We start from the raw sequence: 13,865 nt of genomic DNA, 5'->3' as shown, positions 1-13,865 counted from the left end.
CAAGAGTCCTGATGTGTACGTTCTTTAACCTATAAGTTTTGACCGAACACTTATAGTTACGGGAGCCCAAGTTTTCGAGCTGCGTACCTGCCTCCTTTGAGAGGACTTACAAACGCTTGGAACGGAGCACCCACCTGCGGAGAGCGGGTTCAAAACAAAGGCAAAAACGGCACGATCGGGACTTTTGCGCTTATCTTACTCATTCAAGCCCTGCATATAATGTGCAGGGCTTTTTGCATTGGAAAATTTAATTGGAGGCTGTCCCTCTCGGAAGTATTTTCATCCGCTTTGTCAAAAACCTTCCAGAAAACCATACACATCCAGGAGAAAACAAAGTACACTATATGAAGGCGTATTAATAGGAAAGTAGATGAAATGGTTGAGACAAGAACAAGAAATGATTCAGCTTTTAAAAACGCTGGTCAATATCGACAGCGGTTCGCATAATAAGAAAGGCGTGGACCGAGTCGGCGCAATATTGCAGGAAGAATATGAAAAAATGGGCCTTGCCGTAGAAATCATACAAGAAGAGATCCAGGGAAACCACCTTGTGATCCGCCATCCAGAGGAAAAGGATGCCGAGATTTTAATTGTGGCTCATATGGATACAGTGTTTCCGGAAGGCACAGCCGCCGAAAGGCCTTTTCAAATCGTCGGAAGCAGGGCGTACGGACCGGGAGTTGCTGACATGAAGGCCAGCCAGGTTCAGCTCCTGTATACGATAAAGGGACTGGCTGCAGCCAAGGACCCGGCTCTGAAAAATATCGTGATCATTCTGAACAGTGATGAAGAAATCGGGTCGCCGACCTCCCGCAGCCTTATCAGGGAAAAAGCGGGCAGCAAAAAATATGCCCTCGTTATGGAGCCGGCCCGGCCTGACGGATCTCTCGTCACATCACGGCGGGGCGGAGGCCAATTCCATATTACAGTGGAAGGAAAGGCAGCCCATTCAGGAATCGAGCCTGAAAAGGGAATCAGCGCCATTGAAGAGCTATGCCACAAGATCATTGATCTGCAAAAACTCAATGATCATGAGCACGGCATCAGTGTAAACTGCGGCCTGATCAGCGGCGGAACAGCGGTGAACACCGTACCGGCAGAGGCTGAAGCCCATATTGATGTCCGGATTGCCTCCCTGGATCAGTGCGGGCCGCTGCTTGAGCAAATCGATAAAATTTGCAGCACAACGTATATTGAAGGGACAAGCACTGTCCTGACCGGAAAAATCAACCGGCCGCCAATGCCGAAATCGGATAAAACGATGGCCCTTTTGGACCTCATCCAAAGAGCAGGGACGAAGCTTGGCATTCCCATCACGGATACCGCAACAGGCGGCGGGTCTGACGCCTCTTTCACCGCAGCAGCCGGAGCGGCTACTGTCGATGGACTGGGTCCGATTGGAGGAAAGGCACACAGTGAAGAAGAATATTTAGAGCTCGACAGCTTGATGGAGAGAACAGAGCTGCTTGCGGAATTACTGAAGGAATTATCGAAATAAGGATTAAACAGGGGATCGAGAGACATTTCTCGATCTCTTTTTTGTATTGTGAGCTTCCCAAACAGCTGACTTGTATATAAGCCGCAAAAATATTTACAAAATATTAAGAAATCTTTACATTACAACTGCTGACAGAGATGAATTTAAAGTGGTACGGTTGTTCTAAGATTAAAGAAATGGCTACAAAGGTTCAATAATGATAAGTGAATCAGAACATATATAATAGTAAATTTTTTAATAAGAGGCTTTTTACTCTGCATGACAGAAAATTTTGGGAAGTGAAATGATGATCAATAAGAATCACAGCGCGATAAATACAGCGAATGTTAAATTGTTAAAAACTGCTTCAGCACAAGATATGCTGGAGCGATTACTGAAAGAAACAGAGAACAGCCAAGTTAGACATGAACAAATAAAAGAAGAGATCGAAAAGGTATCTGGGAAATTAGATGCTTTGCAGGATCACAACAGAAGCAGCCATAATGAGCAGCTATTACAGAAAATAGAAAAGCTGTCTGAAGAAAAGCGCGAACAAGAGAATCTTATCGAAACATTAAAAAGGCAGCTTGCGGCAGAAATTCAGGCGCATAACGAAAGCAAAGAAAAGATGCTGCAGATGCTGAATGAGGAAAAGCAGCTCTTACTGGCACATAAAAAATTGAAACTAAGATATGATGCCATCAGTCATTCTAAGTTAGGGAAAATCACACTCTTTTATTGGAAGAAAATGAGATTATTCAGGAAGGGCCAGTGACAAAATGATGAAGATTGAACAAATGGAAAGACGCCTGCTCATGATAAACAAAGAACAAACAGAAATCAGAAAGGCGATTAGAAATGGAAAAGAACGATTAAATCTCATCCAATCAGGGGATATCGAAGGATATTTGAATAACGAGCTTTATCAAGTTCCCTTTATCCTTGATACCTATGATGAAGAATATATCCAGGAATATCTTGCTAAAAAAGAGAGGGAAGCACAAAAGAACTACTTTAGCGAAGTGGAAGGTTTGCTTGAATCCATTTCAGACAGCAATGGCTCCAGGTATTTTGAAAAAAGGAATGTCAACGTCGGAATCATTGCGGATGAATTTTTATACCAATCCTTTAAAGACGTGGCCAACTTCACATATTTGACCTATGAAAACTATAAAGAACATATACAGGAACAGGATGTATTTCTGGTTGCGACAACATGGAAAGGACTGGGCAACGAATGGAGGGGTGTAGCGAACCCTGCTTCCAATCGAAGAAGAGAATTATATGAAATGATCAGAGAATTCAAAAAGAAGAATAAAAAGGTCGTATTCTATTCAAAAGAGGATCCTGTCAACTATGATAAATTTATTGATATCGCTGCAGAGTGTGACTATATCTTCACAACAGCGATCGAGAAAGTGGAGGATTATAAAAATCACTGCCAAAACCAACATGTCTTTGTGCTGGAGTTTGGCATCAATCCGCTTTATCATAATCCGATCAATATGAAGAAGCAGGAGAAAAGAAAAGAAATCTTCTTTGCCGGTTCGTGGTTAAACAAATATCCGGACAGGCAAAAGGAAACTGAAACCATCTTTGATGGACTCATTGAAGCAAACCAAGATTTACTGATTATCGACAGAAACTATTCAATCAATCATCCGGATTATTTTTTTCCGGAAAAATATTTGAAATATATAGCCCCCTCTATTCCGCATCATTATTTACAAAAAATCCATAAATTATATGACTGGGGCATCAATTTAAACTCGGTGAAATACAGTGACACCATGTTTGCGAACAGAGTGTATGAACTGCAGGCGTTAGGGAACCTGGTCATATCAAACTACAGCGTAGGAGTGAATAATAAATTCCCAAATGTTTTTATGGTGCATGATAAGAAGGAAGCCGGAGAAATTCTTCTTTCCATGAATGAAGAAGAGGTCTATCAGCATCAGGTAAGCGGGATTAGAGAGGTTTTCAGAGATAAAACCACCTTTGATCGGTTCGATTACTTGCTGGAGTGTATCGGAATGGCGAGCAAGGACAATTCGCCAAAAAGAGCAGCAGTAGTCGTAAAAACCAAAAATGAACAGGTGCTGAAATCTTTTCATCGTCAATCGTATGACTGTAAAGAGCTGATTTTAGAAAAAGATTTCAATGAAGAAATCAGGGAGAAGTATGACTTCATTGCATTTTTTGACGAAACGTCCACTTATAAGGAATATTACCTCGAAGATATGATCAATGGTTTCAAATATACGGACTCTGATTATATCACGAAGGATGGATATTATCGGGATGGCACCTTAATGAAAGGGAGTGAACATGATTACGTAGGGGTTATGAAAAATAAATTCCGTTCCGTTTTTTCGGCTAAAAGCTTTTCGGCTGAAGATTTATTACATATGAACGGAGAAGCAGAAATCCCGAACGGCTACAGTATTGATCACTTTGAGTATGACGAAAGAATGGCACGAGCTGTGAAGCCGGCTGTTCATCGGCAATACGCCTTATCTGTCATTATCCCTGTTTATAATAATGGCAAGCATTTGCTTTTTAAGTGTTTTCAGAGTTTGAAGAGAAGCAGTATTTTTGATGAAATGGAGATCATTCTGATTGATGACGGTTCAACTGATTGGGAAACATTAGCGATAATAGATCGTTTAAGTGAAGAATATCCGAATGTAAAAACCTTTTACTATAAGGGCGGAGGAAGCGGAAGTGCATCCCGGCCAAGGAACAAAGGGGCTGAATTAGCATCTGCTGCGTACGTCACATATTTAGATCCAGATAATGAAGCAATCAACGACGGGTATTCACAATTGCTCGAAGTGTTACAGCAGAATGAGGATCTTGATATGGCGATAGGCAATATGGTGAAGTTCGATAATGTAAAGAGAGGGGCCTTTAATTATTATAAAACGGTCAGCCGGGCAATCCAAAAGGATACGATCACGAATGCCATACCATTGCTTCGGAAAACGGACTTGAGAGCCCAAAGTATACAGGCAGTGATTGTTAAAAAGGAAATCATTCAGAAGAACAATCTGAAAATGATTGAGAACGCAGGCGGACAGGATACCTTATTCTTTTATGAATTACTTTTACATGCTAAGAAAACACAAGTCATAGACCTGGATATTCATATCTATTATGCTGCTGTATCCGGATCGGTTACGAACACTGTATCCAAGAAGTTTTTTCATAAATACTTTGTTCTGGAAAAAGAAAAACTGCCATTTTTATTAAAACATGATTTATTGGAAGCATATATGAGCACCAGGTTTAATTTTTACTTTGAAAACTGGTATCTAAAGAGGATTAAATATCTCGAAGAAAAAGATGCCAAGGAAGCATTGGATATTCTTTATGAAATCTATACATTATATGAACCCCATATCGAAGTACTGGATGAGGGAATAAAGGGATTTGTAGAATTATATAAAGCCGGAGAGGTTGAAGAGATCTTATCCCGTTTTAGTGAATGATAAAATTGATAGAGTGAGAAGGAGATCCGAATGTTTAAAGGTGAAAAAGTGTACATCGGTGAGAGGGAAGTAAAGTATCTTTTCCAAAAATCCTATAAACCAACAAACAGTTTAGTGATCATATTTTCCGCCTTTCCTACAAAAGGAAAAAAGCCTTCCTATAATTTTGTTCGAACGCTTGCAGAGTTCGATTGTAATAAACTTTTCATACTTGACGACTTTGGAAGCAGAGCAAGTTACTACCTTTGCGAAAAAAGAGACTTTTCGATCGAAAGGTCAGTCATTTCGTTAATCAGTAAAATAGCGGAAGAAAATGAGATTAAGACGTTCATCTCCTGCGGATCTAGTAAGGGAGGGTATTCCGCTTTATATTACGGAATCAAATACGGTTTTGATCATATTATTGCAGCATCCCCTCAATATTACTTAGGAGATTATCTTTTAGAACAGACTAACTCAGAAGATGTTACACATTTCATGTCGGGTGCTTCACATGAAGAAGATCATCTGTTTCTTAATGAAATCATGTCACGCATGATCTCTGCCACAAGAAACAAACCGGACATTTTTATCCATTTAGGAGATCGGGAACCTCACTATGAGAATCATGTGAAGCCTTTGTTATCGTTATTGGATACGCGTGACATGAGGTATCAGCTTGATTTAGGCAGCTACAGCCAGCATAGTGATGTCGCCAAATTTTTCCCTGACATCTTAAAAGGAAAGATCAGGGAACTCCTTCATTATCCTTTATTAAAAGTAACCCAAACGGTTGAAGGAGAGGCAGGAAAAGGCGCAGAGTGCACGTTTCATGCAGAAACAGACTCAGCTTCTAATCAAATCGCATGGTATCTGTATCATGACAAGAAAAGAATTCAAATGATAAATTACTCTCTTAATAAGAGCTTTTCAGCAAAACTTGAACAGGCAGGAACCTATCAGGCAAAAGCCTTTACGATCAATGAAAAAAATAACAAAGTCTCGTGTGTTTCAAAAGCAATACTTGTAAAGCGAAATCGATAAAGAAACTTGAAATGAATGAAAGCGTAAAAAGCATGAATTCGGATTCGAACCGGTTCATGTTTTTTTATGAACATTAAACTGTGGAATCCAAAGAACAAAACGTAAAACCGCCTGCTATGAGGGGACAAACTGTTGTACAAGGAAAAACGTACGTAAAGCGATTAATCTTGCTGTATCGCCTTCACGCCAAAGCAGACGGACAATTTCGATAAATAAACAAATCTGAAATGAAAGTTTGGCAACAGAGAATTTTGGGCAGAAGGCTATTATGGAAGTAGAGAGCAGCAAATAAAGTTTTAGAAAATGGAAGATTGAATAACAGGTAAGACTTATAAGCTAGATTAACTTATCTAGTTATTGACCATTTTACTTTCCGAAAAAACTTTTGAACTTAAGCTAGCAGAATATTGGATAAAAGAAAAAATTTCGGTTATCGAAAGTTTTCCTTTTAAAATATATTCTTTTTCATGTAATTATTCTCTTTTTTATGTTGGATTTTTATTAACTTGGTTATAATTGGAATTTTATCAGCTCTTTTCCAGTAGAAGAAAATGGGTTAATATATAAAAAGTGCAATTTATTTAGGTATTAATTATGGTATAAATCAGAACTGCTTTGACAGATATAGGCTAATAGTCGTGCAAATAGTTTTTATAGAAGACTTGGTATAGAAAGGGAGATTATATTATGAGCAAAATAAAAAAGGCCATTATTCCAGCAGCAGGGCTGGGAACACGGTTTTTACCGGCGACAAAGGCTATGCCAAAAGAGATGCTTCCGATTGTCGATAAACCAACCATTCAATATATTATCGAAGAAGCGGTGGCCGCGGGAATTGAAGATATCATTATCGTAACAGGAAAAAATAAACGGGCAATTGAAGACCATTTTGACAATGCTCTTGAATTAGAAATGTCCCTTGAAAATAACGGGAAGTACGAACTGCTAGAGAAAGTCCGTCACTCTTCTAATCTTGCAAATATTCATTATATTAGACAGAAAGAAGCTAAGGGGTTAGGTCATGCGGTATGGTCCGCCCGTAAATTCATCAGTAATGAGCCATTTGCGGTGTTATTAGGAGATGATATCGTCCAAAGCGATATGCCTTCTATCAAACAATTAATGGATGTATATGATGAAACAGGCTCATCCGTTATAGGTGTACAGCAAGTAAGCCCAGAAGATACACATAGATATGGAATCATCGACCCAGTAATGCAAATGGATCGGAAATATGAAGTGAAACGTTTTGTAGAAAAACCAAAGCAGGGGACAGCACCGTCAAATTTAGCCATTATGGGCAGGTATGTTTTAACACCGGAGATTTTCGATCTATTGGAAAATCAAGAAACAGGTGCTGGCGGAGAAATCCAGTTAACAGATGCTATTCAAAAGCTAAATGAAATACAATCCGTGTACGCTTATGATTTTGAAGGAGAAAGGCACGACGTAGGTGTAGTGGAAGGTTTTGTGAAAACGACACTTGAATTCTCTTTACAAAATGAGGAACTTAGAGAAGAGATATTAGATTATATCGAAACGCTCTTAAATAAGTATAAACGAATTTCTGTAAAGTGATTTGTTCTTAATTTAGATGGGGAAATCGGCACGAATGTCGGTTTCTTTTTTTATGTGAAAAGATTCTATATTAAATCTTATAACTTTTCATCTGGCTAATAGTGAATGGTGTAAATAGGAAATCATTTCAGCGATGTTAAATAATCGAGGTTGATGCCAGCTAGTAGCTTTCATAAGATCCAAGGGGATGTTTATTAAGCCGGACTTCGGGAGAAACAGGATAATGGGGACTAAGAGTCAGGGGTCAGGAGAATTCTAATTGCTTAACTTCCTTTTTGACTTGTCACAAAACAGGTTTATAGGATATTCTTGATTGGGAAACTTATAGTAAGAGAATATATTGGAGTTGAATAGATATGCTGCACCAGTTTTCACGAAATGAGTTAGCCATCGGAAAAGAGGGACTTGATACGTTAAAGAATTCGACGGTGGCCGTTCTTGGCATCGGCGGCGTCGGTTCTTTCTCAGCTGAGGCTTTGGCCCGTTCCGGTGTAGGCCGCCTTATTCTGGTTGATAAGGATGATGTTGACATCACGAATGTGAACCGGCAGATCCATGCGCTTGTCTCAACAGTCGGCCAGCAGAAGGTTGAGCTGATGCGTGACCGGGTAAAAGAGATTAATCCGGACTGTGAAGTCATTGCACTAAAGATGTTTTATACTGAAGAAACGTATGAAGAGTTTTTCAGCTATGGACTCGATTATGTCATTGATGCGTCAGATACCATTATATATAAAATCCATTTGATGAAAGAATGTCTGAAGCGGGGCATTAAGATCATTTCAAGCATGGGCGCTGCGAATAAGATGGATCCGACCCGCTTCCAGATTGCGGATATTTCGAAGACCCATACAGATCCGCTTGCTAAGGTGATTCGGACAAAGCTTCGCAAAGAAGGAATTACGAAGGGGATTCCTGTTGTCTTTTCAGATGAGAGCCCAATTGTCATCAGGGAAGATGTCCGGAAAGTGGTCGGCAAGGATGATGCAAAAATCCGTAAGGCGAAAATGCCGCCTTCCTCTAATGCTTTTGTGCCGTCCGTTGCCGGTTTAATCGCTGCAAGCTGGGTGGTCCGTGATATTTTGAAGGATATCGAGATTAAGCGCGTGAATGATTGACTTCAAAAGAGACTGAACATAAAAGGTATCAAATTTCTTTGAGAAATTTGATACTTTTTTTATCTGCATGGATTTCCATTCCTATCCCTCTTCCCTGTCCCACGCCCTTATTTATACTTGAACTATTCCAGCTGAAGAAGTTGGAATGAACTACAGACCATGTAATATAGTGTAGAGACAGGGGGGATGAAAAGAAAAGTCATTAGGGGACAAGGATGAATCCCAGCGAATAATTTAGGAGGAAAGAAGGTTGCTGTCTTAAATTATGAAATCGCTTTCATTGGTAGAAATCCGATATCAATATAATGAATGCTTTTTCTTCCGCTTTCTCTTTTTAACAGGATACAGTGATCAATCAAATCGTCTGCCTGACTGGATGGGGAAATAGGATTGGGTCATAAATCCCTGGTTGGTTTTTGAAATCTCGAAAATTATTTTTGTAGATATATAGACGGAGGCTGAAATATAGGGTATTCTATTTTCAGATTATTTATTTTATTTGTAATATTTAATTAAATTCATTTTGCTCTATAAAAAGCAAAATGAAACAAACGGGGGGATTGAACATGAATAAGAAAAAGCTGGCAGGTACATTCCTATCTCTTTCTCTTGCAGCCGGAGTCTTGGCGGGATGCGGAGGTTCTTCGGATGAAGGCGGCGGGAAAGAGGGAGACACGATTAAAGTAGGAGCGAATCTTGAGCTTTCCGGAGGCGTGGCATCATACGGCCAGTCCATCAGTGAAGGCCTGGAGCTTGCGATTGAGGAGATCAATAAAGAAGGCATTGACGGTAAGAAAATTGAACTTATTAAAGTAGATAATAAATCAGAGGCTTCAGAAGCCACAAGCGGAGCGCTTAAGCTGACTTCGCAGGATAAGGTTTCCGCGATTGTCGGGGCAGCGACAAGCGGCAATACCATTGCACAGGTCCAAATTGCGCAGGATAACAAAGTTCCTCTCATCTCCCCATCAGGGACAAGCCCGGACATTACGTATACGGACGGAGAACTGAAGGATTATGCGTTCCGGACAAGTTTCATCGATCCGTTCCAGGGAACGGTAGCTGCAAACTTCGCCACACAGGAAATCGGTGCGAAGAAAGCGGCCGTCTATATTGACAGCTCCAGCGATTATTCAAAGGGTCTGGCAAATGCATTTAAAGAGCAATTTGAAAAGAACGGCGGAGAAGTAGTCGCAGAGGAAGCGTATGTTGCGAAAGATACGGATTTCCGTTCGACCTTAACACGCCTGAAGTCGTCTAAGCCTGATTTCATTTTCCTTCCGGGCTATTATGAAGAAGTCGGCCTGATTATCAAGCAGGCAAGGGAAAGCGGTTTGGATATGCCATTTATGGGCGGCGACGGTTGGGATTCTCCGAAATTGGTTGAGATTGCCGGGGCGGATGCGCTGAACAAAACATATATCACGAATCATTATTCTTCAGGAGATCCTGATGAGAAAATCCAGAATTTTGTGAAAGCATTTAAAGCAGAGTACAAAGATAAGTCGCCGGATGCCTTCAATGCGTTAGGCTATGACACAGGCTATTTCCTTGCGGATGCAATCAAGCGTGCGGGATCAGCAGATTCTGAGAAAATTAAGGATGCCTTGGAAGATACAAAAGACCTGCAGCTCGTTTCCGGTACGTTTACGCTGGATGAAAAGCATAATCCGATCAAGTCGGCTTCCATTCTTGAATACAAAGACGGCGAGCAAGTGTTCAATACAAAAATCAATCCATAAGACATATGTGACGGAATAGGGGGATGTATCCCTCTATTCCCCATTTTTTTACGATGGCTAGCAGGATTCGCGAACGATTCAAAATATAAGAAGTCAAGGGGAGTCGAATATGGAACTGGTACAGCAGCTGGTCAACGGTTTGTCGCTTGGCAGCATTTATGCATTGATTGCCCTCGGGTACACCATGGTGTACGGGATTGTCAAACTGATTAACTTTGCCCATGGCGATGTCTTCATGGTCGGGGCATTTATAGGCTTTTATACAATTACAATTTGGGATCTGTCCTTCTTTCCGGCACTGCTTATCTCGATGGCTGCCTGTGCCCTGTTCGGCGTGCTGATCGAGCGGATTGCCTATAAACCGCTGAGGAATGCGACAAGGATTGCGGCACTGATAACGGCTATCGGTGTATCCCTGCTGATTGAATACGGAGTGATTTATGCAAGAGGCGCACAGCCTGAAGCTTATCCAAAGGATGTTCTGCCAGCTTCGAAGATTGATTTATTCGGAGTTTCGGTGAACAGCCAGTCTGTTTTGATTTTTGGGATAGCGGTTGCGCTGATGATTATCCTTCAGATTGTCGTCCACAAAACGAAGATTGGCAAGGCAATGCGTGCTGTTTCCTTTGATGCGGACGCAGCGAGACTGATGGGGATCAACGTTAATAATACAATCTCAGCCACTTTTGCGATTGGATCATCCCTGGCTGGAGCGGCAGGGGTTATTTTTGGAATCTATTATATTAAGATTGAACCGCTGATGGGGATTCTTCCAGGCCTGAAAGCTTTTGTGGCGGCTGTGCTCGGCGGGATTGGCATTATCCCCGGAGCCATGGTCGGAGGGCTGCTCCTTGGCGTCATCGAAGCACTGGTCAGCGCAGCGGGATATTCCTTATGGCGTGACGGCGCGGCATTTGTCGTCTTAATCCTTATTTTGATTTTCATGCCGCAGGGTCTATTCGGTAAGAACAAAAGAGAAAAAGTATAAGGGAGAGACAAGGCGATGACGACTTTTTTACGAGCAAAGGGTTTTTGGCTCTCAATTCTGCTATCATTTATTTTCTTCGCGGTGATTCAGTACATGATCACCGGCCAGATTTTAAACCAATTTTATCAAAATACCATTATGTACATCGGCATTAATATTATTCTCGCAGTCAGTCTGCATCTGATCATTGGCATTACCGGCCAGTTTTCCATCGGCCATGCCGGGTTTTTGGCAGTCGGCGCCTATGCCTCGGCCATTATGACGATGAAGCTGGAACTGCCGTTTTTCGTTGCAATTCTTGTCGGCGGAATTACAGCAGCTATAGCCGGTTTGATTATCGGCATTCCGAGCCTGAGGCTGAAAGGGGATTATTTGGCGATTGCGACGCTTGGTTTTGGGGAAATCGTCCGGATTGCTCTCTTGAATGTCGATTATGTAGGAGGAGCGAGCGGCATGTCGGTCAGCCATATGACGACATGGCCGTGGGTATTTACGGCGGTACTCATTACGATTCTCGTCATCCGAAACTTTACGTCCTCGACACATGGCAGGGCCTGTATCTCGATTCGCGAGGATGAGACAGCATCTGATTCCATGGGCATCAATACGACGTATTATAAGGTTATTGCTTTTGCCATCGGCGCTTTTTTTGCCGGTGTGGCAGGTGCCCTGTATGCTCATAACTTCTACATCATTCAGCCTGCTAACTTCGGGTTCCTGAAATCGTTCGATATCTTGATTTTTGTTGTGCTAGGCGGACTGGGCAGTCTGTCCGGAGCGGTGCTGGCAGCCATTCTATTGACGATTGTTACGACGTTCCTGCAGGACTATCCAGAGACAAGGATGATCATTTACAGTCTTGTGCTGATTATTATGATGATTTACCGTCCGCAGGGCTTGATGGGCACGAAGGAATTCACATCGCTCTTCAAACGGAAAGGAGGAGGCAAGCATGACAGCAAAACAACCGCTGCTTAAAGTAGACTCGGTCGGAATCCAATTTGGAGGGCTGAAGGCTGTCTCCGGGGTGAATGCGGAACTGTATCCGGGTGAGCTTGTGGGTCTGATCGGACCGAATGGGGCGGGCAAGACCACCTTCTTCAACCTGCTGACAGGAGTCTATGTGCCGACAGAAGGAAGTATTTCACTGGAAGGGAAAGATTTGCGCAAGCTGCCGCCCTATAAAATCAATCAGAAGGGAATCAGCCGGACCTTCCAGAATATTCGTCTGTTCAGTGATCTTTCGGTGATTGATAATGTAAAGGTCGCTTACCATTCACTGGCAAAGCACGGAATATTCAGTTCGATTTTCCGGCTTCCTCCTCATTTTAAAGGGGAAAAGGAAATGGAAGAGAAGGCGATTGAGTTTCTTAAAATCTTCAACCTGGACCATTATCGGAACGAGCTGGCGAAGAACCTGCCATATGGTCAGCAGCGCCGCCTGGAAATCGCCCGGGCGCTTGCCGCCAATCCAAAACTGCTGCTGCTGGATGAACCGGCAGCGGGAATGAATCCCCATGAGACACAGGAACTGATGAAGCTGATTGCGCTGATCCGTGAGAAGTTCGACTTGACCGTTCTGTTGATTGAGCATGATATGCCGCTGGTTATGGGAGTGTGTGAACGTATTTATGTACTGGACCACGGTCAGCTGATTGCGTCCGGAACGCCGGAAGACATCCGGAATAATCCGAAAGTCATCGAAGCGTATCTCGGCGAGGAGGTTTCTTAATGTTAAAGATTGAAGGCATTGACGTATATTATGGAAATATCCAGGCCTTGAAGGATATTTCCATGGAAATCAATCAAGGGGAAATTGTGACATTGATCGGGGCAAACGGAGCAGGGAAAAGTACGCTTTTGAAGACCATCTCCGGATTGTTAAAGCCGAAGAAGGGCAAGCTGCACTTTGAAGGCCGGCCGATCGGCGGTTCAGCAGCGCAGTCGATTGTGAAAAAAGGCATCTCCCATGTCCCTGAGGGGCGCCGGGTATTTGCCAACATGAGTGTTGAAGAAAACTTGGAGCTTGGAGCATTTTTAAGAAAAGATAAGAAAGCAATCAAAGAGGATATGGAGAAGGTCTATGAGCTGTTCCCAAGGCTGAAGGAGCGTTTGAAACAGCAGTCGGGGACGCTTTCCGGCGGTGAGCAGCAGATGCTGGCGATGGGCCGGGCACTTATGGCAAAGCCGCGCCTGCTTCTTCTGGATGAGCCTTCCATGGGCCTTGCACCGCTTTTGGTGAAGCAAATTTTCAAGATTATTGAGGAAATCAACGAAACGGGGACAACGATTTTACTTGTGGAACAAAATGCGAACTTGGCTTTGTCCATTGCGGACCGGGCGTATGTCGTTGAAACAGGAAGAATCGTTCTTTCCGGAACTGCAGCCGAACTAAATGACAGTGAAGATATAAAAAAAGCCTATCTTGGCGGACATTAACAGGTGAAA

11 protein-coding genes and 1 other RNA gene are annotated in these 13,865 nt (G+C 42.3%); all 12 read left to right on the top strand.

What is annotated here, in order from left to right:
- Positions 1–2 precede the first annotated feature (2 nt).
- The 12 genes from ssrS to BQ4305_RS06500 all read left to right on the top strand — a co-directional run bounded on the left by ssrS (position 3) and on the right by BQ4305_RS06500 (position 13,856).
- Positions 3–186: non-coding RNA, 6S RNA (gene ssrS / locus BQ4305_RS06555), on the top strand.
- A 184-nt stretch (positions 187–370) separates the two neighbouring features.
- Positions 371–1,498, top strand: coding sequence for a M20 family metallopeptidase (locus BQ4305_RS06550; protein ID WP_110927050.1), 1,128 nt, complete (start codon positions 371–373; stop codon positions 1,496–1,498).
- Positions 1,499–1,781: 283 nt separating this feature from the next.
- Complete coding sequence (locus BQ4305_RS06545) at positions 1,782–2,252, top strand: hypothetical protein (RefSeq protein WP_199880595.1); 471 nt, start codon at positions 1,782–1,784, stop codon at positions 2,250–2,252.
- Positions 2,253–2,256: 4 nt separating this feature from the next.
- A complete protein-coding gene (locus BQ4305_RS06540; RefSeq protein ID WP_110927048.1) occupies positions 2,257–4,968 on the top strand; it encodes a glycosyltransferase in 2,712 nt (903 codons plus the stop codon).
- A 30-nt stretch (positions 4,969–4,998) separates the two neighbouring features.
- The gene (locus BQ4305_RS21825) at positions 4,999–5,991 is read left to right on the top strand and encodes a Two component regulator three Y domain-containing protein (protein WP_234396889.1); all 993 of its coding nucleotides are present in this window, start codon (positions 4,999–5,001) and stop codon (positions 5,989–5,991) included.
- Between the two features lie 687 nt (positions 5,992–6,678).
- Positions 6,679–7,569 carry a UTP--glucose-1-phosphate uridylyltransferase GalU gene (gene galU, locus BQ4305_RS06530; RefSeq protein WP_110927047.1) on the top strand — a complete coding sequence of 297 codons (891 nt, stop codon included), beginning with the start codon at positions 6,679–6,681 and terminating at the stop codon, positions 7,567–7,569.
- A 356-nt stretch (positions 7,570–7,925) separates the two neighbouring features.
- Positions 7,926–8,687: a tRNA threonylcarbamoyladenosine dehydratase gene (locus tag BQ4305_RS06525; protein WP_110927046.1), complete on the top strand. Its 762-nt coding sequence runs from the start codon at positions 7,926–7,928 to the stop codon at positions 8,685–8,687.
- Between the two features lie 566 nt (positions 8,688–9,253).
- Positions 9,254–10,429 (top strand): ABC transporter substrate-binding protein, encoded by a 1,176-nt coding sequence (locus BQ4305_RS06520; protein ID WP_110927045.1) that lies wholly within the window; start codon positions 9,254–9,256, stop codon positions 10,427–10,429.
- A 109-nt stretch (positions 10,430–10,538) separates the two neighbouring features.
- The gene (locus tag BQ4305_RS06515; RefSeq protein WP_110927044.1) at positions 10,539–11,417 is read left to right on the top strand and encodes a branched-chain amino acid ABC transporter permease; all 879 of its coding nucleotides are present in this window, start codon (positions 10,539–10,541) and stop codon (positions 11,415–11,417) included.
- A 15-nt stretch (positions 11,418–11,432) separates the two neighbouring features.
- Complete coding sequence (locus tag BQ4305_RS06510; RefSeq protein ID WP_110927043.1) at positions 11,433–12,395, top strand: branched-chain amino acid ABC transporter permease; 963 nt, start codon at positions 11,433–11,435, stop codon at positions 12,393–12,395.
- Positions 12,370–13,149, top strand: coding sequence for an ABC transporter ATP-binding protein (locus BQ4305_RS06505; RefSeq protein ID WP_110927042.1), 780 nt, complete (start codon positions 12,370–12,372; stop codon positions 13,147–13,149). The genes BQ4305_RS06510 and BQ4305_RS06505 overlap by 26 nt, the downstream gene beginning before the upstream one ends.
- Complete coding sequence (locus BQ4305_RS06500) at positions 13,149–13,856, top strand: ABC transporter ATP-binding protein (RefSeq protein WP_110927041.1); 708 nt, start codon at positions 13,149–13,151, stop codon at positions 13,854–13,856. Before BQ4305_RS06505 ends, BQ4305_RS06500 begins: the two co-directional genes overlap by 1 nt.
- Positions 13,857–13,865: the final 9 nt, after the last annotated feature.

This window comes from Bacillus massiliglaciei, assembly GCF_900098925.1.
GTDB lineage: Bacteria > Bacillota > Bacilli > Bacillales > DSM-1321 > Peribacillus > Peribacillus massiliglaciei.
This window is presented reverse-complemented; position numbering and strand designations above follow the sequence as displayed.